29 protein-coding genes are annotated in these 21126 nt (G+C 69.3%); 2 read left to right on the forward strand and 27 right to left on the reverse strand.

Annotated elements, in window-relative coordinates; genetic code table 11:
• Positions 1-124: 124 nt before the first annotated feature.
• From ACOJUJ_RS24600 to gmd, 5 genes are all read right to left on the reverse strand, one after another.
• Positions 125-2038, reverse strand: a complete 1914-nt coding sequence (locus ACOJUJ_RS24600; protein WP_420129574.1) for a polysaccharide biosynthesis protein — start codon at positions 2036-2038, stop codon at positions 125-127.
• Positions 2039-2229: 191 nt separating this feature from the next.
• On the reverse strand, positions 2230-3207 hold the full coding sequence (gene hemB, locus ACOJUJ_RS24605; protein ID WP_420129575.1) for a porphobilinogen synthase: 978 nt from the start codon (positions 3205-3207) through the stop codon (positions 2230-2232).
• 253 nt (positions 3208-3460) lie between these two features.
• Positions 3461-4969 carry a uroporphyrinogen-III C-methyltransferase gene (gene cobA / locus ACOJUJ_RS24610; protein ID WP_420129576.1) on the reverse strand — a complete coding sequence of 503 codons (1509 nt, stop codon included), beginning with the start codon at positions 4967-4969 and terminating at the stop codon, positions 3461-3463.
• Positions 4966-5919: a GDP-mannose 4,6-dehydratase gene (locus ACOJUJ_RS24615; protein WP_420129600.1), complete on the reverse strand. Its 954-nt coding sequence runs from the start codon at positions 5917-5919 to the stop codon at positions 4966-4968. Before ACOJUJ_RS24615 ends, cobA begins: the two co-directional genes overlap by 4 nt.
• Positions 5920-5924: 5 nt before the next feature.
• Positions 5925-6920 (reverse strand): GDP-mannose 4,6-dehydratase, encoded by a 996-nt coding sequence (gene gmd, locus ACOJUJ_RS24620; protein WP_420129577.1) that lies wholly within the window; start codon positions 6918-6920, stop codon positions 5925-5927.
• Between the two features lie 181 nt (positions 6921-7101).
• Here gmd and rpmB point away from each other — a divergent pair, with 181 nt between their 5' ends.
• The gene (gene rpmB, locus ACOJUJ_RS24625; RefSeq protein WP_420129578.1) at positions 7102-7293 is read left to right on the forward strand and encodes a 50S ribosomal protein L28; all 192 of its coding nucleotides are present in this window, start codon (positions 7102-7104) and stop codon (positions 7291-7293) included.
• A 342-nt stretch (positions 7294-7635) separates the two neighbouring features.
• On the opposite strand, the gene ACOJUJ_RS24630 is transcribed toward rpmB, so the two are convergent.
• Positions 7636-8355 carry a Type 1 glutamine amidotransferase-like domain-containing protein gene (locus ACOJUJ_RS24630; RefSeq protein ID WP_420129579.1) on the reverse strand — a complete coding sequence of 240 codons (720 nt, stop codon included), beginning with the start codon at positions 8353-8355 and terminating at the stop codon, positions 7636-7638.
• A gap of 232 nt (positions 8356-8587) precedes the next feature.
• Between ACOJUJ_RS24630 and ACOJUJ_RS24635 the strand changes: the two genes are divergently transcribed.
• Positions 8588-9133, forward strand: a complete 546-nt coding sequence (locus ACOJUJ_RS24635; protein ID WP_420129580.1) for a hypothetical protein — start codon at positions 8588-8590, stop codon at positions 9131-9133.
• A gap of 263 nt (positions 9134-9396) precedes the next feature.
• Here ACOJUJ_RS24635 and rplQ read toward each other — a convergent pair whose 3' ends face one another.
• From rplQ to rpmC, 21 genes are all read right to left on the reverse strand, one after another.
• Positions 9397-9786, reverse strand: a complete 390-nt coding sequence (gene rplQ / locus ACOJUJ_RS24640; RefSeq protein WP_420129581.1) for a 50S ribosomal protein L17 — start codon at positions 9784-9786, stop codon at positions 9397-9399.
• Between the two features lie 3 nt (positions 9787-9789).
• Positions 9790-10875 carry a DNA-directed RNA polymerase subunit alpha gene (locus tag ACOJUJ_RS24645; RefSeq protein ID WP_420129582.1) on the reverse strand — a complete coding sequence of 362 codons (1086 nt, stop codon included), beginning with the start codon at positions 10873-10875 and terminating at the stop codon, positions 9790-9792.
• A 95-nt stretch (positions 10876-10970) separates the two neighbouring features.
• Positions 10971-11609, reverse strand: coding sequence for a 30S ribosomal protein S4 (rpsD, locus tag ACOJUJ_RS24650; protein ID WP_420129583.1), 639 nt, complete (start codon positions 11607-11609; stop codon positions 10971-10973).
• Positions 11610-11784: 175 nt separating this feature from the next.
• Positions 11785-12177, reverse strand: coding sequence for a 30S ribosomal protein S11 (gene rpsK / locus ACOJUJ_RS24655; protein ID WP_420129584.1), 393 nt, complete (start codon positions 12175-12177; stop codon positions 11785-11787).
• 190 nt (positions 12178-12367) lie between these two features.
• A complete protein-coding gene (rpsM, locus tag ACOJUJ_RS24660) occupies positions 12368-12748 on the reverse strand; it encodes a 30S ribosomal protein S13 (protein WP_420129585.1) in 381 nt (126 codons plus the stop codon).
• Between the two features lie 32 nt (positions 12749-12780).
• On the reverse strand, positions 12781-12897 hold the full coding sequence (gene rpmJ, locus ACOJUJ_RS24665; protein WP_325311953.1) for a 50S ribosomal protein L36: 117 nt from the start codon (positions 12895-12897) through the stop codon (positions 12781-12783).
• 211 nt (positions 12898-13108) lie between these two features.
• Complete coding sequence (map, locus tag ACOJUJ_RS24670; protein ID WP_420129586.1) at positions 13109-13858, reverse strand: type I methionyl aminopeptidase; 750 nt, start codon at positions 13856-13858, stop codon at positions 13109-13111.
• A complete protein-coding gene (locus ACOJUJ_RS24675) occupies positions 13855-14484 on the reverse strand; it encodes an adenylate kinase (RefSeq protein ID WP_420129587.1) in 630 nt (209 codons plus the stop codon). Before ACOJUJ_RS24675 ends, map begins: the two co-directional genes overlap by 4 nt.
• Positions 14485-14625: 141 nt before the next feature.
• On the reverse strand, positions 14626-15951 hold the full coding sequence (secY, locus tag ACOJUJ_RS24680; RefSeq protein WP_420129588.1) for a preprotein translocase subunit SecY: 1326 nt from the start codon (positions 15949-15951) through the stop codon (positions 14626-14628).
• A gap of 2 nt (positions 15952-15953) precedes the next feature.
• On the reverse strand, positions 15954-16412 hold the full coding sequence (gene rplO, locus ACOJUJ_RS24685; RefSeq protein WP_420129589.1) for a 50S ribosomal protein L15: 459 nt from the start codon (positions 16410-16412) through the stop codon (positions 15954-15956).
• Positions 16405-16602: a 50S ribosomal protein L30 gene (gene rpmD / locus ACOJUJ_RS24690; protein WP_420129590.1), complete on the reverse strand. Its 198-nt coding sequence runs from the start codon at positions 16600-16602 to the stop codon at positions 16405-16407. Before rpmD ends, rplO begins: the two co-directional genes overlap by 8 nt.
• Positions 16595-17302, reverse strand: a complete 708-nt coding sequence (rpsE, locus tag ACOJUJ_RS24695; protein ID WP_420129591.1) for a 30S ribosomal protein S5 — start codon at positions 17300-17302, stop codon at positions 16595-16597. The genes rpmD and rpsE overlap by 8 nt, the downstream gene beginning before the upstream one ends.
• A gap of 12 nt (positions 17303-17314) precedes the next feature.
• Entirely contained in the window at positions 17315-17692 is a 378-nt protein-coding gene (rplR, locus tag ACOJUJ_RS24700) for a 50S ribosomal protein L18 (RefSeq protein ID WP_420129592.1), read from the reverse strand.
• A 50-nt stretch (positions 17693-17742) separates the two neighbouring features.
• On the reverse strand, positions 17743-18282 hold the full coding sequence (gene rplF / locus ACOJUJ_RS24705) for a 50S ribosomal protein L6 (protein WP_420129593.1): 540 nt from the start codon (positions 18280-18282) through the stop codon (positions 17743-17745).
• Positions 18283-18293: 11 nt separating this feature from the next.
• Positions 18294-18686, reverse strand: a complete 393-nt coding sequence (gene rpsH / locus ACOJUJ_RS24710) for a 30S ribosomal protein S8 (RefSeq protein ID WP_420129594.1) — start codon at positions 18684-18686, stop codon at positions 18294-18296.
• A 203-nt stretch (positions 18687-18889) separates the two neighbouring features.
• Complete coding sequence (locus ACOJUJ_RS24715; RefSeq protein ID WP_420129595.1) at positions 18890-19075, reverse strand: type Z 30S ribosomal protein S14; 186 nt, start codon at positions 19073-19075, stop codon at positions 18890-18892.
• A 129-nt stretch (positions 19076-19204) separates the two neighbouring features.
• Positions 19205-19813, reverse strand: coding sequence for a 50S ribosomal protein L5 (rplE, locus tag ACOJUJ_RS24720; protein ID WP_420129596.1), 609 nt, complete (start codon positions 19811-19813; stop codon positions 19205-19207).
• 138 nt (positions 19814-19951) lie between these two features.
• Positions 19952-20278 carry a 50S ribosomal protein L24 gene (rplX, locus tag ACOJUJ_RS24725; RefSeq protein WP_420129597.1) on the reverse strand — a complete coding sequence of 109 codons (327 nt, stop codon included), beginning with the start codon at positions 20276-20278 and terminating at the stop codon, positions 19952-19954.
• Positions 20278-20646: a 50S ribosomal protein L14 gene (gene rplN / locus ACOJUJ_RS24730; protein WP_420129598.1), complete on the reverse strand. Its 369-nt coding sequence runs from the start codon at positions 20644-20646 to the stop codon at positions 20278-20280. The genes rplX and rplN overlap by 1 nt, the downstream gene beginning before the upstream one ends.
• A gap of 81 nt (positions 20647-20727) precedes the next feature.
• Positions 20728-21021, reverse strand: coding sequence for a 30S ribosomal protein S17 (gene rpsQ / locus ACOJUJ_RS24735; protein ID WP_420129599.1), 294 nt, complete (start codon positions 21019-21021; stop codon positions 20728-20730).
• Positions 21021-21116, reverse strand: coding sequence for a 50S ribosomal protein L29 (gene rpmC / locus ACOJUJ_RS24740; protein WP_420129601.1), 96 nt, complete (start codon positions 21114-21116; stop codon positions 21021-21023). The genes rpsQ and rpmC overlap by 1 nt, the downstream gene beginning before the upstream one ends.
• Positions 21117-21126 lie beyond the last annotated feature (10 nt).

Here is a 21126-nt window from a genome sequence, read left to right on the forward strand (position 1 = left end):
CCAATCCGCTCCGCCATCGCGCGGCCAGGCACCTTCGTACTCCGTGGGTCCCGCGGTTTCGTGCGTTCGTCTGCGCGCACGCGCGGCGCCGAAGGTAAAGCGCGCTCCGCGGGCGGGCAACCCGTCAGTCGCCGTCCGCGGCCAGCACGCCGCGCTGCCGCAGCGGCGGAACGCACTCCGGCACCAGCCCGCGGATGGCGTCCAGGATGTCCTCGGCGCTCCCCACCGCCGCCGCCGCCGCCAGCCGGTCCAGCCCCGAGGTCAGCGCGTCGGGCTCCGGCTCCACCGTCTGCACCACCCGCACCTTGCTGATGGCCGTGGGCACCGTGGCCTCGCGCGCCTCCATCAGCTCCTCGTGCAGCTTTTCGCCCGGCCGCAGCCCGGTAAAGACGATGGGCACGTCGGTGTACGGCTCCAGCCCCGACAGGCGGATCAGGTTCTCGGCCAGCTCCACGATGCGCACCGGCTCGCCCATCTCCAGCATGCAGATGCGGCCCTGCGCGTCGGGAAGCGCCGCCGCCTGCAGCACCAGCTGCACCGCCTCGGGGATGGTCATGAAGTAGCGGGTCACCTCGGGGTGCGTCACCGTGATCGGCTTGCCCGCCGCCAGCTGCCGCTTGAAGACGGGGATCACGCTGCCGTCCGAGCCCAGCACGTTGCCAAAGCGCACCGCGCGAAAGTCGGTGTCCGCGGTCCGCAGCGCCGGCCACCCCAGGACGATCTGCTCCGCCAGCCGCTTGGTGGCGCCCATCACGCTGCTGGGGTACACCGCCTTGTCGGTGGAGATCAGGACGAACTTTTCCGCCCCGTAGCGCGCCGCCGCCTGCGACACCGTAAGCGTGCCGATCACGTTGTTGCGCACCGCCTCGACCGGGTTGTCCTCCATCAGCGGCACGTGCTTGTACGCCGCCGCGTGAAACACGAAGTCCGGCCGGTGCCGCGCGAACACGCTTTCCATCCGCGCCGCGTCCGTCACGTCGGCGATGATGGGGATGATCTCCAGCTCCGGGTGCGCCGCGCGCAGCTCGATGTTGGTGAAGTAGAGCGGGCTTTCGGCCTGGTCCAGCACCAGCAGCCGCCGCGGCCCGAACCCCGCCACCTGCCGCGCCAGCTCCGAGCCGATGCTGCCAGCGCCGCCCGTCACCATCACCGTGCGCCCCTCCAGGTCGCCGCGCGGGCCTTCCACCCCCAGGTCGATGGCGTCGCGCCCCAGCAGGTCCTCGATCTGCACCTTGCGCAGTTCGCCCAGCCGGGCGCGGCCGTCCAGCAGCTCGCGCACCGAGGGGACGATCTTGAAGTCCACCCCCGTTTCCAGGCACGCCTCCACGATGTCGCGCATCTCCTGCCGCGTCGCGCTGGGGATGGCGATCACCAGCAGCTTGATGCCGTTGCTGGCCACCAGCGACTTCAGGTCGCGCGAGGTGCCCACCACCGGCACGCCGTGCAGCCGCATCCCGCGCTTGGTGACGTCGTCGTCTACCATCGCCACCGGGCAGATCTCCGACTCGCCCTCGCGCTGCGTTTCGCGCAGCAGCCGCTCCGCCGCCGTCCCCGCGCCGATGATGAGCGCCCGCTTGCCGCGGCGCGCGCGCCAGGGAAGCAGCCGCTCCTCGCGGAAGGCGCGCACCCCGAAGCGCAGCCCGCCAAACAGCACCAGCGCCGTGATCCAGTCAAGCACCAGCACCGAGCGGGGAAGCATCTCCACCCCCCGCTGCGCCGACGCCGCGCTGGTCAGGTCGCCGGTCATGAACAGGGCCACCACCAGCAGCACCGAGCTGAGCGTGGTGGCGCGCACCAGGTCGATCAGGTCGCGCATCCCCACGTGCCGCCACCAGCCGTGGAACAGGCCAAAGATGGCGAACGACGCCATGCGCAGCACCATCAGGTACGGCACCGTGCGCCAGAACAGGTCGATGTGCCGTTCGGGGGGGCGAAAGTCGAAGCGCAGGGCAAAGGCCATGTAGTACCCCAGCGGCACCAGCAGCAGGTGCAGCAGAAGGACCACGGGCCGCCGAAGGCGCAGGAGAAGTCGAAGCATCCGAATGACGTGAAGATGAACTGCACGGAATGGAGGCACCGCGGCCCCCTCCCGGTACGTCGTGGCCGGGGCGGGGCGGAGGGAAAAGCGGACGGCGGATTCGGCGACGCAGCTACCGTGCCCGACGGTCCACACACTTCCCTTCCCCCGCGCGCGGTCCGCGTCTCCGCCGGCCGCGCGTTCCCTCCGGTTCAGCCTTCCAGACCCCGCGCGAACTGCCGGGCCCAGTAGCTGATGATCATGTCCGCGCCCGCGCGCCGGATGGAGGTCAGCGCTTCCCGGTGCGCGCGGGGCCCGTCGATCCACCCCCGCTGGGCGGCCGCCTCGATCATGGCGTACTCGCCGCTCACGTGGTACGCGCACACCGGGTAGCCGGTTTCCTCCTTCACCCGGTGAATCACGTCCAGGTACGCCAGGGCGGGCTTCACCATCACCATGTCCGCCCCCTCCTCCACGTCCAGCCGGGCCTCGCGCAGCGCCTCGCGCACGTTGGCGGGGTCCATCTGCGCCGTGCGCCGGTCCCCGAACTCCGGCGCCGAGCCCGCGGCGTCGCGAAAGGGGCCGTAGAAGGCGGAGGCGTACTTGACGGCGTACGACAGGATCGCCGTCTGCGCGAACCCGGCCCCGTCCAGCGCGGCGCGGATGGCGCCCACCCGGCCGTCCATCATGTCCGAGGGCGCCACCACGTCCGCCCCCGCCGCCGCGTGCGTCACCGCCATCCGGGCCAGCAGCTCCACGGTGGCGTCGTTCTCCACGTCGCCGCCGCGGATCAGCCCGCAGTGCCCGTGGCTGGTGTACTCGCACAGGCACACGTCGGTGACCACCAGCAGCTCGGGCAGCTCCGTCTTGAGCCGCCGCACGGCGCGCTGCACCACCCCGTCCTCCGCGTACCCCTGCGTCCCCTCCGCGTCCTTCCGGTCCGGGATGCCGAACAGAAGGACGGCGGGGATCCCCAGCCGCAGCGCCTCTTCCGCATCCCGCAGCAGCTCGTCGGCCGAGGTCTGCTCCACCCCCGTCATCGACGCCACGGGACGCCGGACCCCTACGCCCTCCACCACGAACAGCGGCAGGACCAGGTTCTGCGGCCGCACCTCGGTTTCGCGGACCAGGGCACGCATGGGCTCCGAGCGGCGCAGCCGGCGCGCGCGGTAAGCCGGAAAGCTGGGCATTCCTTTATCTCCAGCCGCCGGAGCCCGGCGGCGATCGCCTCAAAAGAAGACGGCGAGCGGCGCGTCTAGCGCCGTTTCGCTCCATCCGTCCCCGCCTCGCCGCGTCCGCGCACCCGGAGCGCGGGCCGTCACCGCGAGAGCGGCGGAACCCGCCGGCACCGCCGCCTGCGCGAACGGCGGATCGTGTCCGTAAACAGATAGGGCCAAGAGGAGCGATCCGGCGTTCCGGAACTCCGCGCCTCCCGCGCCGCCCTCATCCGCCCGCCACGAACAGTTGGTTGAGCGCCTGTACCAGCCCGGCGGTGGTGTACTCCGCCGCCTCCACGTCCACCCGCATCCCCAGTTCCCGCGCCGTCGCCGAGGTCACGGGGCCAATGGAGGCCACCTTCGCCCGCCCCACCTCCGCGCCGACCAGCTCCACGAAGTTCTTCACGGTGCTGCTGGCGGTGAACGTCACCGCGTCCACCTCGCCGCGGTCCAGCATCGCCCGCACCCGCTCGGCGCCGCTGCCGTCCTGCACCGTGGTGTAGGCGACGACGTCGATGACGTCCGCTCCCGCGGCCCGCAGCGAATCCGGCAGCACCGCCCGCGCCACCGCCGCGCGGGCGAGCAGGATGCGGGCGCCGTGGACGGAGCCCGCGCCTAACAACGCGCGAACCGCCGATTCTGCGACAAACTCGTCCGGCACCAGGTCCGGCGTCACCCCGCGCCGCTGGAGCTCCGCCGCCGTCGCGGGGCCGATGGCGCATACCCTGACGCCCCCCAGCGCCCGCGCGTCACTTTTCTGCTCCGCGAGGGCGTACCAGAACCGCTCCACCCCGTTGGCGCTGGTAAAGACGATCCAGTCGAAGGTCCCTGCCTGCCTCGCCGCCTCGCGCAGCGGCTCCGGATCTTCCGCCGGGGCGATGCGGATCACGGGGAACTGCACGACCTCCGCCCCCAGCGCCTCCAGCGCGGCCGCGAAGTCGCTCGCCTGCGCCCGCACGCGGGTGACGACGATGCGCCGGCCGGAGAGCGGGCGACGGTCCCACCACCCCAGCGTGTCGCGGAGGGCCACGACCTCGCCGACCACGATCAGCGACGGCGCACCGATCCCCGCCTCCCTGGCGATCGCCGGCAGCGTCTGCAGCGTCCCGCTGACGGTACGCTGGCGGGGGTACGTCCCCCACTCGATCGCCGCGGCGGGCGTGTCCGGGGCGCGGCCGTGTTCCATCAGGCGGCGGAAGTTGTCCGCCATCTTTCCCACGCCCATGTAGAACACCACCGTCCCCACGCCGCGGGCCAGGTGCGCCCAGTCCACGTCCGTGTCCGGCTTCGTAGGGTCCTCGTGCCCGGTGACGAAGGCCACGCTGGCCGCCATCCCCCGCTGCGTCACGGGGATCCCCGCGTACGCCGGCGCCGCGATCCCCGCCGTGACGCCGGGGACGATCTCGAACGGGATCCCCGCCTGCGCCAGCACCAGCGCCTCTTCCCCGCCCCGCCCAAAGACGAACGGGTCGCCGCCCTTCAGCCGGACCACGGTGCGGTGCTTTCCGGCCAGGTCGACGAGGATGGCGTTGATCTGCTCCTGCGTGCGGTGGTGCTCGCCGCCGCGCTTGCCCACGTACACGCGCTCCGCGTGCGGGGCGCGCTCCATGATCGCGGGGCTGACCAGCGCGTCGTACACCAGCACATCCGCCCGCTCCATCAGCTCCGCGGCGCGCAGCGTCAGCAGCCCGGGATCGCCCGGGCCGGCGCCCACCAGGTAGACGGTTCCCGTCACGCGGCCGCCGGGGTGCGCGTGTCCAGCCGCCCCGCCTGCCACTCCAGCAGGTCCGCCAGCGTCTCGCGGAAGGGGATGCGCGGCTCCCATCCCAGGCCGCGCAGCCGCGCGTTGTCGCCCAGGAGAAGGGGCAGGTCTACGGGGCGCACGCGCTCCGGGTCCACCTCCAGCCGGGCGCGGGTGCCGCTGATCTCCACCAGCTCGTCCACCGCTTCCTGCATCGACCGGGCGACTCCCGAGCATACGTTGTAGATGCGGCCCGGCGCACCGGACTCCATCAGCCGCACGTAGGCGCGCACCACGTCGCGCACGTCCAGCAGGTCGCGCCGCGCGGACAGGTTGCCCACGTGCAGCACCGGCTCGGCCCCGCCGGCGCGGATCAGGGCCAGCTGCCGCGCAAAGCTGGCCAGCGCAAAGCGGGCGTCCTGCCCCGGCCCCGTGTGGTTGAAGCTGCGCGCGACGACCACCTCCACCCTGCCGGACTCGCCCGCCTGCAGCGCCGCCATCTCCGCCGCCGCCTTGCTGGCGGCGTACGGGTTGCACGGCCGCAGCGGCCGGTCCTCGCCGATCGGCTGCTCCGCCTCGGGCACCGCCCCGTACGCCTCCGCGGAGCTGACGAGAAGGAGCCGCGCCCCCTTCGGCAGCGCGGCGGCGATGCGCAGCGTCCCGGTGGCGTTCACGTCCCACGTGCCCAGCGGGTCGTGGAACGAGTCGCCCACGCTGGCCTGGCCGGCCAGGTGAAAGACGGCCTCCGGCGCCGCGCGGCCGACCGCCTCGGCGACCGAATCGGCCGAGGTGACGTCCATCTCCACCCACTCCGCCCCTTCGCGGCCCGCGGGAAAGGCGTGCCCGGCCTGTCCGGCGGCGAAGACGGAATGCCCGTCCCCGACCAGGTCGCGGACGAGCCAGGAGCCCACGAACCCCGCCGCGCCCGTCACCAGGACGCGCATCGGCTTCACCCCGCCGCCGCCAGCGCCGCGCGCGGCCCGCCGCGCAGCCGCTCCAGGTCGGCGTCCACCATCATCCGCACCAGCTGCTCAAAGCCCACCTCGGGCTCCCACCCCAGCTGCGTCTTTGCCCGCGCGGGGTCGCCGACCAGGAGATCCACCTCCGCCGGACGCATGAAACGCGGGTCCTGCTTTACGTACGGCCGCCAGTCCAGGTCCACCGCGCTGAACGCCGTCTCCACCAGCTTCTGCACCGTGTGCGTTTCGCCGGTGGCGACCACGAAATCTTCGGGGCGGTCGTGCTGCAGCATCATCCACATGGCGCGCACGTAGTCGCCGGCAAAGCCCCAGTCGCGCTGCGCGTCCAGGTTGCCCAGCCGCAGCTCGTCCGCCAGCCCCAGCTTGATGCGCGCGGCCGCGTCGGTCACCTTGCGGGTAACGAACTCCAGCCCGCGGCGGGGCGACTCGTGGTTGAACAGGATGCCGCTCACGGCGAACATCCCGTAGCTTTCGCGGTAGTTGACGGTGGCCCAGTGGCCGTAGACCTTGGCCACGCCGTACGGGCTGCGGGGGTAGAAGGGGGTGTCCTCGTCCTGCGGCACCGCCATCACCTTGCCGAACATCTCCGACGACGACGCCTGGTAAAAGCGGATGCGGCGCTCGCGGTCATAGATGCGGATGGCCTCCAGCATGCGCGTAACGCCCAGCCCCGTCACGTCGCCGGTAAGCACCGGCTGCGTCCACGAGGTCTGGACGAACGACTGCGCCGCCAGGTTGTACACCTCGTCGGGCTTGCACTCTTCCAGCGCGTAGAAGAGCGAGGTCTGGTCGGTCAGGTCGGCCGACAGCAGCTCCAGGCGGTGCTGGATGTGCTGAATGCGCTCGAAGGTGACGGTAGAGCTGCGGCGGACCAGCCCGTAGACCCTGTAGCCCTTCTCCAGCAGCAGCTCGGCCAGGTAGCTGCCGTCCTGGCCGGTGATGCCGGTGATCAGTGCGGTCTTCATGCCCGTGGGGGAACGGTGTGCGCGGCCCTGGTACGCAGGCCGTTACAGCCTGCAAACGTAGCCGCGGGGGCAAACGGTGTCAACGCAAACGGTTCGCCGGCACGGGTTGACCAGACCGCGCCGAGGGTATACATTTCACGGCTTCGCAGGGTTTGTATCGATACGGCTACAGGAGACACCGATGGCTTTTTGCGCCGTCTGCGGAAAGGGCCCGCGCAGCGGGAACAACGTCAGCCACGCCAACAACCGTACCAAGCGTGTCTGGCGCCCGAACCTGCAGCCCGCCCGGATCGTGACCGAGAACGGGACCCACAAGCGCGTGCGTGTCTGCACGAGCTGCATCTCGGCAGGAAAGATCCGCAAGGCAGGCTGAAGGGAGCTGTCGGCCCATCCGCGACCGAACGAATACAAAACGGCCGCGCATCCTCACGGGTGCGCGGCCGTTCTGTTTGTGGCGGAGTTGGTTGCTTCGACAGGCATCGCGTTGTCGGCGGGATGCCCCTCCCCCGGCCCCTCCCCGTTCGTTCCTCACGGAGAGGGGAGAATTCGATCCCGCTTCGACCGGCCTCCCTCCGAAGCGTACCGCACTCTCCGCCACCAACCCCTCCCCCGATGTTGGGGGAGGGGTTGACCGCCGTTGCGAGGAACGAGCAAAAGGCCGGCCGGGGGAGAGGGCCCGCGGAGCGCGGCGGACGTCAAACCCGTCCCGGCCGGTCTACGAGTTCGCCCCCAGGTACTCCGGCTGCACGAGTTCCACCCGCACCCTCTCACCTTCCGGCGTCATGCGCCACGCCCGCGCCGCGGGACGGGAGGAGACGACGTGCCGCAGTTGTCCATCCACGTAGTGCAGCGCCACCCCATCCTCCACCGCCGTCCCCGCGACGCCCGTCTTCCGCACGTACTCCGGGTAGTGGAACGGCCGGCGCGGGTCGCTGTCGTAGTGCGGGCAAAAGCTGCCGGACAGAAAGCCCAGCCCGTTCTCCAGCGGATTGAGCCCCGGCCCGTACGAGTCGGTGATGCCGCGCTCGAACCAGCACAGCGCCCCCGCGCTCACGCCGCAGGCGATCGTCCCCTGCGCCAGCACGCGCGGCAGCACCTCCGCCAGCCCCTGCGCGCGCCAGACGGCCAGCAGGTTCACCGTGTTGCCGCCGCTGGCGTAGATCACGTCCTGCTCGGACAGGAACGCGTACAGGTCGTCGACGGAGCGGCTGAAAAGCGCCAGGTGCGAGGGTTCGCAGCGGTCTTCGGTGAACAGCTCGTAGAAGCGGTCCACCCACGCCGCGTTGTCGCCGCTGGCCGTGGGGATCAGGCACACGCGCGGGCGGTCCTTGCCCGTAAGCGAAAGGATGTAGTCGTCCAGCAGCGGGTTGTCGGGCTCCATCGCGAACCCGCCGCCGCCAAACGCGACGATCTGGCCCTGGGTAATCGGAGGCATGTGGATCGATGGAACGTGGATGCGCTGCGATCCGGCATCAGCCGAATCACGGATGCCGACAAGATGCGTACTGACACGCCCCGCCGAAAGGCATCCGCGGCGAAGTTAGACCATGCGTTCCGCGGTCCGGTATCCCGCTTGCGCCCCACTCCATCGAGCCACCGGTGCACGGACGGCTCGCGAGAGGGGGCATCCCCCTCTCCATCAAACGATCCGGAACGAGAGAAACACCGTGAAACTGCTAACGATTTTCGTCCTCGCGCTGGTGTCGGCCCTGTCGCTGGCGGCGTGCGGGCGCGACGGGCTCACAGGGCCGGGTGGCCTCAGGAATGGACGGTTCGACGGTCAGATCGCGGGCAGTCTGGGCGGCCGGCTGGAGGGCGAGGCGGTGTCCGGAAGCTCCGTCTCGGGCTTCCACGACGTCATCGTCCTTACCGACTACGCCGAGGACATCGAGATCACCATCGTCCACGACACCGACGAGTTCTACGAGGGCCGCTTCTCGATCGGTGACGCCATCGCGCAGAACCAGCCGATCACGGCGTGGGTGCGGCTAATGGACACCGGCGAGTACTTCGACTCGCTGAACGGCGTGATCGACCTGTACCGGGTGGATGGCGGCGGGATCGAGGGCACCGCCAGCTTCAGCGCCGAGAGCGACGAGGTGTTCGGCGACATCGTGAACGTGGACGTGACCTTCGCCACCGACTACACCGGCCGCATCGACTACAACCTGAGCCCGTCCCTCTCCCGCGCCCCCAGGGCCGCGGCGCGCTGACACTACAAGAAGAGGTCGCACCGAGCAGCGGACAATGTTCCCCCTGCTCCTCTGTGTGAATACCGGGTCCGCACAGATTCAGGGGGACAGAGAACGGCCAGAGGAACAGAGGACGCTTTGGTTTCCTCTGTTCCTCCGGCTTTTGTCTGTTCCTATGTACCGCCACGCATTCCTTGCCACGGCAGGACGGAAACGAAAGAACCCCGCGGCCTCTCAGAAAGAAGCCGCGGGGTTCCTGCGTATCCGGATCCGGACCGCGCCGCTTACTTGGCGGCGGGCGCGGCCGTGGTCTCGGCCGGACGATCCACCAGCTCGATCAGCGCCGTCTCGGCACCGTCGCCCTGGCGAAAGCCCGTCTTGAGGATGCGGGTGTAGCCGCCCGCACGCGTGGCGACCGCCGGCCCGATCTTGTCGAACAGCTGAACCAGCGTGTCGCGGTCCTGCACGTGACGCGCCGCGAGGCGCTTGCTGTGCAGGTCGCCCCGCTTGGCCAGGGTGATCAGCTTTTCCGCGAACGGACGAAGCTCCTTGGCCTTGGCGGTCGTGGTGGTAATGCGGCCGTGGCGGAACAGGCTGGTCGCCATGTTCCGGAGCAGGGCCAGCTTGTGCTCCGACGTGCGGCCCAGCGCACGGCCCTTGTTAGCGTGTCTCATGGCTTACAGCTCCCCGGCGGACGCGGTGTCGGCGCCCCCGTTCTGCTCGTTGTTGTCATCTTCGCGAACCACCCACCACAGGGTGCCGCCCTCGTCCGCCTCAAGCGAGCTGCCAAAGCGCAGGCCGTGACCCGCCAGGAAGTCGCTGATCTCCTGCAGCGACTTCTTGCCGAAGTTGTCGATGGCAAGCATCTGCTGCTCGGTGCGCTGCACCAGGTCGCGGACCGTGTGGATGTTCTCCTTCTGCAGCGAGTTGCGGCTGCGGACGGAAAGCTCCGCCAGGTCCTCGATGGGCCGGTTCAGCAGCTCCTGCAGCCGCGGCGGGATCGGGCTGCGGCCCGCCGGCACCGAAGCGCCGCTGCCGCCCGTGTCGCCCCAGCTGCGGTCGCCGCGCCACTCCGGCGTGCCCCCGGCAAGGAACGCCAGGTGCTCGATGGCCAGCCGCGCGGAGTACTGCACCGCCGACGGCACGTCGATGGCGCCGTTGGTCTCCACTTCCAGCACCAGCCGGTCAAAGTCCGTCCGCTGGCCCACGCGCGTCTCCTCGACGACGAAGTTTGCGCGCGTGACGGGGTTGTAGATGGCGTCCACCCGCACCAGGTCCGCCGGCATGCCGCGCGGGATGGGGTGCGACTCGGCGGGCACGTAGCCCCGCCCCTTGTTTACGTACAGCTCGATGCGCAGGTCGCGGTCGTCCTGCAGCTCGAGAATGTGGTGCTCGGGGTTGATGACGTCGACCGACGGGTGCCCCGTGATGTTGCGCGCGGTAACCGGACCCGCCTTGTTGGCGCGAAGCTCCAGCACCGCCTCGTCGGCGTCCTCGTCCATCCGCAGCACCAGCGACTTCAGGTTGCGGATGATCTCGTGCACGTCCTCTACCACGCCGCCGACGGTCTGGTGCTCGTGCAGCACGCCGTCGGAGCGGAACGCCCACACCGCCGAGCCCCGAAGGCTGCTCAGCAGGATGCGGCGGATGGTGTTGCCCAGTGTGTGGCCAAAGCCCCGCTCCAGCGGCCGCAGCACGATCTGGCCCGTGCGCGGCTGCTCCGGCAGGTTCGGCATCTGCAGGCCGGTAATATCGAGTTCCACTATTGTCCCCTCCCCGATGTGGACAGGATGCGGGAAAGACCCGGGCGGCGGAGGCGCCGTTCAGCGCCCCGCCGCGTCGGGTCCACTCCTCACGCTTACTTGCTGTAGAGCTCGACGATGAGCTGCTCCTTCACCGCCAGCGGGATGTCCGCGCGGGTGGGGCGGCTCACCATCCGGCCGGTGCGCGAGCCCTCGTCCACCGCCAGCCAGCCCACCGTGCTGGGCTTGGTCTTGGCGGCAAGCGAAGCCTGCACGGGCAGGATGTCCTTGCTCTTGGGCGCGATGCGCACCTCGTCGCCCGGGCCCACCTGGGCGCTGGGCACGTCCACCAGACGGCCGTTCACGTGCACGTGGCGGTGGCGGATGAGCTGGCGCGCCTCCTTGCGGCTGCTGCCGAAGCCCATGCGGTACACCACGTTGTCCAGGCGGCTCTCCAGGAACACCAGCAGGTTCTCGCCCGTGATGCCCGTCTGGTGCGCGGCCTTCTCGAACAGGTTGCGGAACGGACGCTCGGCCACGCCGTAAATGCGCTTCACCTTCTGCTTTTCACGCAGCTGGTGGGCGTACTCGCTGGCCTTCTTGCGGCGCCCGCCGCCCGTCTGGCCGTGCTGGCCGGGGGCGTAGGGGCGGCGCTCAACGGGGCACTTCTCGGTGAAGCACTTGGTGCCCTTCAGAAACAGCTTCTGCCCCTCGCGGCGGCAGAGCTTGCATACGGGTCCGGTATAACGGGCCATGGTGGTCTAACCGTGTCGGTTGATGGTCTTCGTCGGCTTCGTCCCCCCGACGGTCGCGAGGGTTTACGCCAGAACGTCAGGGAACAGGTGAGAGGGAATAGGGAACAGCCAGCACCCGCTTCGAAGCGGCTCCGTCTCGCTATTCCCTGTTCCCTATTCCCTATTCCCTTCTTTCTTACACGCGGCGCTTCTTGGGCGGGCGGCAGCCGTTGTGCGGAATGGGCGTCACGTCGCGAATGCTGCGGATGCCCAGGCCGCTGGCGGCCAGCGCCTGGATGGCGCTCTCGCGGCCGCTGCCGGGGCCCTGCACGTACACGTGCACGCGCTTCACGCCCAGCTGCAGCGCCTCGCGGGCGGCCTGCTCGGCCGCCACGGTGGCGGCGAACGGGGTGCTCTTCTTGGAGCCCTTGAACCCCGCCTTGCCGGCGCTTCCCCACACGACCGAGTTGCCGGCCATGTCGGTGATGCTCACCAGCGTGTTGTTGAAGGTCGCCTTTACGTGGGCGATGCCTTCGCTCTCGACGTGGCGCTTGGTCTTGGGGCGCCCCGCCTGCTTCGGCTTAGCCATCCGTGCGTCTCTTTCGTTGGTGCGCGGCCTACCGCGCCTACGGTACGGCTCCCCGCCGGCACTTCCGGCGGAGTGGTCATCGGCGGCCGCTCGCGCAGCCGCCGATCACAAGAGAACGTACCCAGTGCCAGTACCGAGTGCCCAGAGGATGAACCACTGGGCACTGGGCACCTGGCACTGGGAACGTCTCTTACTTCTTGCCCGGCTTCTTCTTGCCGGCGATCGCGCGGCGCGGGCCCTTCTTGGTGCGCGCGTTGGTGTGCGTGCGCTGGCCGCGAACCGGAAGGCCACGGCGGTGCCGCAGGCCGCGGTACGAGCCGATGTCCATCAGGCGCTTGATGTTGCGCGCGATCTCCGAGCGCAGCACGCCTTCCACGCGAATGCTGCCGTCGATGATGCGGCGCAGCTTGTTCACGTCCTCGTCGCTGAGGGCGTGCACGCGCGTGTCGGGGTTGATCCCGGCTTCGCCCAGGATGCGGCGCGACGTGGCGCGGCCGATCCCGAAGATGTAGGTAAGGCCGATCTCCGCGCGCTTCTCGCGCGGAAGGTCGACACCAGCGATACGAGCCATCCTGCTGTTCTCCTGTTGCCGAGTCTGGCGGTTTAGCCCTGGCGCTGCTTGTGGCGCGGGTTCTTCTTGCAGATGATACGGATCACGCCACGCCGCCGCACCACCTTGCAGTGCTCGCAGATCGGCTTTACGCTCGCGCGGACCTTCATGTTCGCCTCGCTGTATCCTGAATGAACAGAGCCTGAGAAACTAACCAGAAATCCACTTCGCCGCAACCCCTGAGGCCGCGGAACTGCTGTGTCGAGGATCAGGTGCTCGGTGTCAAGAACGACCGGCATCGATCATCGACACGTCTTCTCTTCGGTGCTACCCGGTGTGCCCGAACCGACTGGACACTTGAACCTTGATCCTGCCGTCTTCTCAGATGGTCAGGATCCGCGGCCCGTCCGCCGTCACCGCCACCGTGTGCTCGAAGTGCGCGCTGACCTTGCGGTCCGCGGTCACCACCGTCCACCGGTCGGGAAGGGTGCGAACACCCGCCGAGCCCAGGTTGAACATGGGCTCGATGGCCAGCACCATCCCCTCCACCAGCTTGAGCCCCTTCCCCGCCGTGCCGAAGTTGGGCACCTGCGGCTCCTCGTGCGGCTGGCGCCCCACGCCGTGGCCCACCAGCTCGCGCACCACGCCGTAGCCGGCGCGGTCCGCCACCGCCTGGATGGCCGCACCCATGTCGCCCAGCCGCCGGCCGGGTCGCGCTTCTTCGATCCCCGCGTGCAGCGCCGCCTGCGTGCGCTCCAGCAGCGCCGCCACCTCGGGCGCCACGGGCGCGAGCGGGATGGAGATCGCGGCGTCGGCGTAAAAGCCCTCCAGCTTGACCCCGCAGTCCACGCTCACCACGTCGCCCTCCTTGAGAACGCGCCGGATGGACGGAATGCCGTGCACCACCTCGTGGTTTACGCTGGTGCACAGCGTCGCGGGAAAGCCGTACAGGCCCTTGAACGCGGGCTCGGCGCCGGGGTGGCTGCGGATGAACGCCTCCGCCCAGCGGTCCAGGTCGGCCGTGGTCACGCCCGGCCGCACCTGCGCGGGGATTTGGCGGTACAGCTCGGCCAGGATGGCCCCCGCGCGGGCGATCGTGTCGATCTCCGCCGCCGACTTCAGGTGGATCACCGCCCCAGCAGCCCCAGGATCTCGCCCTGCACCGCGTCGATCGACCCTTCGCCGTTCACGGTGTGCACGGGAACGCCGGCCTGGCGGTAGTGCTCCACCAGCGGCGCCGTGCTTTCGCGGTAGATCTCAAGCCGGCGGCGCACCGTCTCTTCGCGGTCGTCCTCGCGCTGCACACAGCGGCCGGCCACGTCCGCCGGCGCCGGGTTGTGCTCCACGTGGTAGACCACGCCCGTCTCCGGGTCGGTCCGCCGCCCGCTCATCCGCCGCACGATGGAGTCGTCGTCCACGTCGATGTAGACCACCGCGTCGATCCCCCGCCCCGCCTCGCCCAGCAGCCCCTCGAGCGATTGCGCCTGCGCCACGTTGCGCGGGTAGCCGTCAAAGATGGCGCCCCCGGCCGCGTCGCCCGCCAGCCGCTCGCGCACCAGCCCCAGGACGATGTCGTCCGAAACCAGCTGCCCGGCGTCCATCACCTGCTTGGCCTTGAGCCCCAGCTCGGTCCCCTGCCGCACCGCGTCGCGCAGCATGTCGCCCGTGGCGATCTTGGGGACGCCCAGCTTGCCGGCAAGCAGAGCGCCCTGAGTGCCCTTGCCGGCACCCGGGGCGCCAAGGAGAACGAGATCCATTGAAACGATTCGCTGTGCGTCGGTCCGTGGATGAAACAACTGAACAATCGTAGCCGACCTAAAGAAAGAAAGTGTCCAGTGCCGGGGTTCAGGTATCCAGCACGTGTCTGGACAGCTGAACCCGGGCACTCGACCCTTGAACTAGATGTACCGCTCCTGCCGTCCGCGGAACTTCACGCGGCCCTTCTTCATGAACCCGTCGTAGCGGCGCAGCAGCAGGTGCTGCTGCATCTGCTGAACGGTGTCCAGCGCCACGCCCACGCAGATGAGCAGGCCGGTGCCACCCAGCACCTGGCTCAGCCCGCCCACGCCCGCCGCCGTCAGCATCCCCGAGGGGATCAGCGCGATGGCGGCCAGGAACAGCGCCCCGGGAAGCGAGATGCGGCTCATCACGCGGTCGATGTACTCGGCCGTGCGCGCGCCGGGCTTGATACCCGGAACAAAGGCGCCCTGCTTCTTCAGGTTCTCGGCGATGTCCACCGGGTTGTAGATGATCGCCGTGTAGAAGTACGTAAAGAACACGATCAGGACCGTGAACGCCACGTAGTAGGGCCAGCTGTTCACCGCGAACGTCTCGGAGATGCGGTCCAGCCACCCCGCGTCGCTGAACTGCCCCAGCGTCGCGGGAACGATCATGATCGACTGCGCGAAGATGATGGGCATGACGCCCGCCATGTTGATGCGCAGCGGGATGAACGACTTCTGCCCCTGCCGGATGCGCCCCCGCCCCATCACCTTCTGCGGGATCTGCACCGGGATCTTGCGCGCCGCCATCGTTACCGCCACGGTGCCGGCGATGATCAGCGCCAGCGCCGCGGCCAGCACCACCAGCGCGATCGGGTTCACCTGGCCCAGACCCACCAGGCGGCCCGTCTCGTACAGCGCCGCCGGCAGCCCTTCGATGATGCCGAAGAAGATGAGCAGGCTCATCCCGTTGCCGATGCCGCGCTCGGTGATCTGCTCACCCAGCCACATGATGAACACCGCGCCCGTGGTGAGCGTCAGGATCATCATCAGGCGGAACGCCAGCCCCGGGTTCTGCACCGCCCCCGGCACCTGCGTCTCGATGAACAGCGAAAAGCCGTACGCCTGGAAGATCGCCAGCAGCACGGTGGTGTACCGCGTCCACTGGGTAAGCTTCTTGCGGCCGTCCTCGCCTTCCTTCTGCATCTTTTCCACCGACGGCACCACCGCCGCCGCCAGCTGGAACATGATGCTGGCGCTGATGTAGGGCATGATGCCCAGGGCGAACACCGTCGCCCTGGACAGCCCGCCCCCCACGAACATGTCGTAGATCCCGAAGGCGGTGCCCTGCAGCGTACCCGCGTACTCGCGCAGCGCCGCCACGTCGATCCAGGGCGCGGTGATGTGCGCGCCGATGCGGTACAGAACCAGGCACATGAGCGTGAAGAGCATCTTGCTCCGCAGCTCGGGGATGCGCCACAGGGTCGCTACGGGATTGGCCATGGTCAGCCGATCTCCTGCACGGTCCCGCCCTGCGCCGCGATCTTGTCACGCGCCGCCTGGCTGAACTTGTGGGCCGATACGTCCAGCTTGCGGGTCAGCTCGCCGGTGCCCAGAACCTTCACCGGGCGGCCGGCGTGGCCGATCAGGCCGCTGGCCTTCAGGCTTTCGGGCGTCACGGGCCCGTCGCCCTCCAGCGCCTCGAGCTGGTACAGGTTCACCACCTGGTACTCCGTGCGGTCCAGCGGGGTGAACCCCCGCTTGGGCAGCCGGCGGTGCAGCGGCATCTGGCCGCCCTCGTAGCCGGGCTTGCCGCCGCCGGGGCCGTGGTGGCCGGCGCGGGCCTTGGAGCCCTTGTGGCCCTTGCCCGCCGTCTTGCCGGTGCCGCTTCCGACACCGCGCCCCAGCCGCTTGGTGTCGCGGTGCGACCCCTCCGGCCGGCGCAGGTTGCTCAGGTCAGCCATTGTTCTCCTGCCCTTCGGTCTCTTCCACCTTTACCATGTGGCGGACCTGAAAGATCATCCCGCGGATGGCCGCGTTGTCCTCGAGGAGCACCGAGCGCTGGTGCTTGAGCCCCAGCGCCTGCAGCGTCCGCCGATGCTTCTCGGGCGCGCCGCTGTAGCTCTTGGTCTGCGTGATCTTGAGCTTAGCCACGGCCACCTCCCAGTGCCTCCACGGGCACCCCGCGCTCCATCGCAAGCTGCTCGCGCGTGGTCATGCTGGTCAGCGCGTCCATGGTGGCGTGCACCATGTTGAACGGGTTGTTGCTGCCCAGCGACTTGGTGAGGATGTCGTGGATGCCCACGCACTCCAGCACCGCGCGCACCGGGCCGCCCGCGATCACGCCGGTACCGGCCGCCGCGGGGCGCAGCAGCACCCGCCCGGCGCCGTGCTCGCCCACGATGTCGTGGGGCACCGTGCCGTTGCGCACGGGCACCTTCACCATCGCCCGGCGCGCCGCGTCGATCGCCTTGCGCACGGCCTCGGACACCTCGTTGGCCTTGCCGGTGCCGATGCCCACCTTCCCCGCCTGGTCGCCCACGGCGACAAGCGCGGTAAAGCTGAACCGCCGGCCGCCCTTGACCACCTTGGCCACGCGGTTGATGTGGACGACGTTCTCCTTCAGGTCGCTCTCGCGGTTGCCGCCCTGGCCGTCGCGGCGCTCGCCGCCACGTCCGCCGCGGCCGCCGCCACGCCCGCCGCGGTCGTCGCCGCCGCCGCGGCCTTCACCGCCGCCGCCGCCACGCCCGCCGCCAAATCCGCCGCGCCCGGGCCCGCCGGGCCGCGAGCCGCCGAAGCCGCCCCCGCGTCCACCGCGCCCGCCGCCGGCGCCACCGCCTCTGCTCTCAGCCATTCGTCGCTCTCCTTAGAAGTCCAGGCCGCCCTCGCGGGCGCCTTCGGCGAAGGCCTTGACCCGGCCGTGGTACACGTAGCCGCCGCGGTCGAACACCACCTTGGTGACGCCCATCTCGCGCGCCTTCTCAGCCAGCGCCTTGCCCGCGGCATGGCTGGCTTCGGTCTTGTTCATCTCGCCGCGCTTTTCGCGCAGCGCCGCGTCCAGCGTGCTCAGCCCCACCAGCGTGCGGCCCGACACGTCGTCCACCACCTGTCCCTCGACGTGGTTGATGGAGCGGTGAACGACCAGGCGCGGACGCTCCGCGGTGCCGTGCACCTTGGCGCGGACGCGGCGGTGGCGGCGCGCCCGGCGCTGCTCCCGCGTCTTTACCCGTCTTGAAGTAGCCATCGGTTCCTTTAGGTGACTATGCGATGATCAGCCGTTGGGGAGGGGGCGGCTTACTTGCCGCCCGCCTTGCCCGCCTTGCGGCGGATCACCTCGCCCTGGTACTTGACGCCCTTGCCCTTGTACGGCTCGGGCGGACGGAGGCTGCGGATCTCGGCCGCAACCTGGCCCACGACCTCCTTGTTGGTCCCGCTCACCTCGACCACGGTGGGCGACACCGCGCGAAGGGAGATCCCCTCCGGCGCCTTGTACTCGATGGGGTGGCTGTACCCCAGCTGCAGCGTAAGCCCAAAGGGCTTGGTCTCGGCGCGGTAGCCCACGCCCACGATCTCCAGGATCTTGGTGAAGCCCGTGGTCACGCCCTCGACCATGTTGGCCACCAGGGTGCGGCTCAGCCCGTGCAGCGAGCGGTGGCGGGGATCGTCGCTGGGACGCTCCACCAGCAGCTCGCCCTCTTCGCGGCGGATGATCACGTCGCCGTGAAGCGTACGCACCAGCTCGCCCTTGGGCCCCTTCACCCGCACCGTGTTGCCGTCCAGCTGCACGTCCACGCCCGCCGGGACGGAGATCGGCCTTCTTCCGATTCGCGACATCTTGATCTCCTTTACCAGACGTAGGCGATGACTTCGCCGCCCACCTTGGCGGCGCGCGCCTCGCGGTCCGTCATCACCCCGCGCGAGGTGCTCAGCATGGCCATGCCCAGGCCGTTGCGCACGCGCGGGATCTCCTCGACCCCCACGTACTTGCGCAGTCCCGGCTTGCTGATGCGGCGCAGCTCGCGGATGACCGGCTTTTCCTGGTAGTACTTCAGGTACAGGCGCAGCACGCCGAAGCGGCCGTCGTCCAGCAGCTTGAAGTCGTGGATGTAGTGGTTTTCCTTGAGAAGACGCGCGATCTCCGTCTTCAGCTTGGAGACCGGCATGTCCACCCGCCGCTGGCGCGCGCCCTGCGCGTTGCGGATGCGGGTGAGCATGTCGGCAATCGGGTCCGTCATCATGCTCGTGACTCCTTCAGTATCCGGCCAGTCTGCCGGACTTGGAGGAAGGTGGATGTCAAAAATCCAGTGCATCGCTTTCCTGAGCCGGGTAATCTAACCCCGCTCGGGACTTTTGTGCACTGGGGCCCGCAGACAGGGAAACGACAGGTCCAGGGAACCGCCCCCACGGGCCATTCCCTGTTCCCGGTTCCCTGCCGTCCGTCTTACCAGCTCGCCTTGCGCACGCCCGGGATCTCGCCGCGCAGCGCCTGCTCGCGGAAGCAGATGCGGCACAGGCCAAACTTGCGCAGGAACGCGCGCGGGCGGCCGCAGCGGTTGCAGCGGTTGTACGCGCGCACCCCGAACTTGGGCTTGCTCTTGGTCCTCTCGATCAGGGCCTTGCGTGCCATGACGTCAGTCTCTGTGTTCAGTTCTACCGCACCGGAGCGTAAGTGCCCAGTGCCAGGGTTCGGGTGCCAGGGTGCCCAGTGTTGCCCCCACTGGGCACCTGGCACGTCGGCACTTGATACTGCTCTTCCTTACGCCGCCTCGCCCTGCGGGCCGGGCATCGCCTGCACCGGGGATTCGCCGCGGAACGGCATCCCCAGCTCGCGCAGCAGCGACAGCGCCTGGTCGTCCTTGGTGGTGCTGGTCACGATGGTGATGTCCATGCCGTGAATCTGATCCACCTTGTCGTAGTCGATCTCCGGAAAGATCAGCTGCTCCTTGACGCCCAGCGTGTAGTTGCCGCGCCCGTCGAACGAGCGGGTGTTCACGCCGCGAAAGTCGCGCACGCGCGGCAGCGCCACGTTGATCAGGCGGTCCAGGAACTCCCACATGCGCTCGCGGCGCAGGGTAACCGACGCGCCCACCGCCTGGCCTTGGCGCAGGCCGAAGTTGCTGATGGCCTGCTTGGCCTTGGTGACCACGGCCTTCTGGCCGGTAATCTGGCCCAGCTCCGAAACCACGCCGTCGAGCAGCTTGGGATTCTTGCTGGCCTCGCCCAGCCCCACGTTGATCACCACCTTTTCCAGGCGGGGGATCTGCATGGAGCTGCTGAACCCGAACTCCTGGTGCAGCTTGGTCTTGACCGTTTCTTCGTAGTACGTCTGCAGGCGGGGCTTGCCCGCGCCGTTCTGCTCAGCCATGTGATTGTCTCCGTTCCGTATCCCTCGGCGTCCCTGCGGACCCTCGGGGCGGTCGCGAGTCTAAGGAAAACGTGTCCGGTACCCAGGTTCACGTGTCTGGTTCAGCGACCGGACACGGGAACCTGGATCCTTGAACCTTCAGTGCTTCGGAACGACCTTGCCGGACCTGACCGCCACCCGCTCGCGCTTGCCGTTCTCGCCCACCTGACGGCGCACCCGCGTGGGCTCGCCGGAGGAGGGATCGATCAGCATCACGTTGCTGGCGTGCACCGGGGCCTCGAACTCCACGATGCCGCCCTCGGGGTTGGTCTGCGAAGGCTTCATGTGGCGCTTGCGCCGGTTGATGCCCTCGATGACCACGCGGTTCTTGTCGGGCTCCACGCGGAGGACGGTTCCCTCCTGGCCCTTGTGGTTGCCGCGGATGACCATCACGCGGTCACCGCTGCGAATCTTGAGGCCCGCCATCAGATCACCTCCGGGGCCAGCGACACGATCTTCATGTAGCGCTTGTCGCGCAGTTCGCGGGCAACGGGCCCGAAGATGCGGGTGGCGCGGGGCTCGCCCGCGTCGTTGATGATGACGGCCGCGTTCTCGTCGAAGCGGATGTACGAGCCGTCCTTGCGCCGGACGTTGCGGGTGGTGCGAACCACCACGGCCTTGGCGACGTCGCCCTTCTTTACGGTGCCGTCCGGCAGCGCGTCCTTTACGGCCACGATGATCCGGTCGCCAACCGAGGCGTAGCGCCGCTTGGACCCGCCCAGCACGCGGATCACCAGCGCCTTCTTGGCGCCGGAGTTGTCCGCGATGCGTACGATGGATTCCTGCTGCAGCATTGCGTCTGCTCCCTATGCTCTATCCAATGCCGCGCGCGGCGGAGGGCGGATGGTCCGCCCCCGTCGCGCCGGCCGCCGATGTCAGCGGGCCCGCTCGATCAGCTCGGACACGCGCCAGCGCTTGAGCTTGCTCAGCGGGCGGGTCTCGGTGATGCGGACCACGTCGCCGACGTGGAATTCGTTGTTCTCGTCGTGCGCGTGGTACTTCTTGGTACGCGTCACCTGCTTGCCGTACAGCGGGTGGGCGTACCGGCGCTCCACCTTCACCACCACCGTCTTGTCCATCTTGTCGGACACGATGGTGCCCGTGCGGGTCTTGCGCCGGTTGCGCTCGTCCTGCTGCGCGTCCACGGCCTGGTTGTTCTCGGCGGCCATCAGCGGGTCCCCCCGTTCAGTTCACGCTCGCGCTGCGCCGTCTTGAGGCGCGCGATGTCGCGGCGCAGGGTACGCAGCAGGATGGGGTTCTCCAGCTGCTGCGTG

Origin of the sequence: Longimicrobium sp. (assembly GCF_048594345.1) — a bacterium.
Lineage (GTDB): Bacteria > Gemmatimonadota > Gemmatimonadetes > Longimicrobiales > Longimicrobiaceae > Longimicrobium.

Bases quoted from the DNA above. Each gene is read 5' to 3' on its own strand.
- ACOJUJ_RS24600 (WP_420129574.1), bottom strand. From the start codon at position 2,038: ATGCTTCGACTTCTCCTGCGCCTTCGGCGGCCCGTGGTCCTTCTGCTG.
- hemB (WP_420129575.1), bottom strand. From the start codon at position 3,207: ATGCCCAGCTTTCCGGCTTACCGCGCGCGCCGGCTGCGCCGCTCGGAG.
- ACOJUJ_RS24615 (WP_420129600.1), bottom strand. From the start codon at position 5,919: ATGCGCGTCCTGGTGACGGGCGCGGCGGGGTTCGTGGGCTCCTGGCTC.
- gmd (WP_420129577.1), bottom strand. From the start codon at position 6,920: ATGAAGACCGCACTGATCACCGGCATCACCGGCCAGGACGGCAGCTAC.
- rpmB (WP_420129578.1), top strand. From the start codon at position 7,102: ATGGCTTTTTGCGCCGTCTGCGGAAAGGGCCCGCGCAGCGGGAACAAC.
- ACOJUJ_RS24630 (WP_420129579.1), bottom strand. From the start codon at position 8,355: ATGCCTCCGATTACCCAGGGCCAGATCGTCGCGTTTGGCGGCGGCGGG.
- rplQ (WP_420129581.1), bottom strand. From the start codon at position 9,786: ATGAGACACGCTAACAAGGGCCGTGCGCTGGGCCGCACGTCGGAGCAC.
- rpsD (WP_420129583.1), bottom strand. From the start codon at position 11,609: ATGGCCCGTTATACCGGACCCGTATGCAAGCTCTGCCGCCGCGAGGGG.
- rpsK (WP_420129584.1), bottom strand. From the start codon at position 12,177: ATGGCTAAGCCGAAGCAGGCGGGGCGCCCCAAGACCAAGCGCCACGTC.
- rpsM (WP_420129585.1), bottom strand. From the start codon at position 12,748: ATGGCTCGTATCGCTGGTGTCGACCTTCCGCGCGAGAAGCGCGCGGAG.
- rpmJ (WP_325311953.1), bottom strand. From the start codon at position 12,897: ATGAAGGTCCGCGCGAGCGTAAAGCCGATCTGCGAGCACTGCAAGGTG.
- ACOJUJ_RS24675 (WP_420129587.1), bottom strand. From the start codon at position 14,484: ATGGATCTCGTTCTCCTTGGCGCCCCGGGTGCCGGCAAGGGCACTCAG.
- secY (WP_420129588.1), bottom strand. From the start codon at position 15,951: ATGGCCAATCCCGTAGCGACCCTGTGGCGCATCCCCGAGCTGCGGAGC.
- rplO (WP_420129589.1), bottom strand. From the start codon at position 16,412: ATGGCTGACCTGAGCAACCTGCGCCGGCCGGAGGGGTCGCACCGCGAC.
- rpsE (WP_420129591.1), bottom strand. From the start codon at position 17,302: ATGGCTGAGAGCAGAGGCGGTGGCGCCGGCGGCGGGCGCGGTGGACGC.
- rplR (WP_420129592.1), bottom strand. From the start codon at position 17,692: ATGGCTACTTCAAGACGGGTAAAGACGCGGGAGCAGCGCCGGGCGCGC.
- rplF (WP_420129593.1), bottom strand. From the start codon at position 18,282: ATGTCGCGAATCGGAAGAAGGCCGATCTCCGTCCCGGCGGGCGTGGAC.
- rpsH (WP_420129594.1), bottom strand. From the start codon at position 18,686: ATGATGACGGACCCGATTGCCGACATGCTCACCCGCATCCGCAACGCG.
- ACOJUJ_RS24715 (WP_420129595.1), bottom strand. From the start codon at position 19,075: ATGGCACGCAAGGCCCTGATCGAGAGGACCAAGAGCAAGCCCAAGTTC.
- rplE (WP_420129596.1), bottom strand. From the start codon at position 19,813: ATGGCTGAGCAGAACGGCGCGGGCAAGCCCCGCCTGCAGACGTACTAC.
- rplX (WP_420129597.1), bottom strand. From the start codon at position 20,278: ATGGCGGGCCTCAAGATTCGCAGCGGTGACCGCGTGATGGTCATCCGC.
- rplN (WP_420129598.1), bottom strand. From the start codon at position 20,646: ATGCTGCAGCAGGAATCCATCGTACGCATCGCGGACAACTCCGGCGCC.
- rpsQ (WP_420129599.1), bottom strand. From the start codon at position 21,021: ATGGCCGCCGAGAACAACCAGGCCGTGGACGCGCAGCAGGACGAGCGC.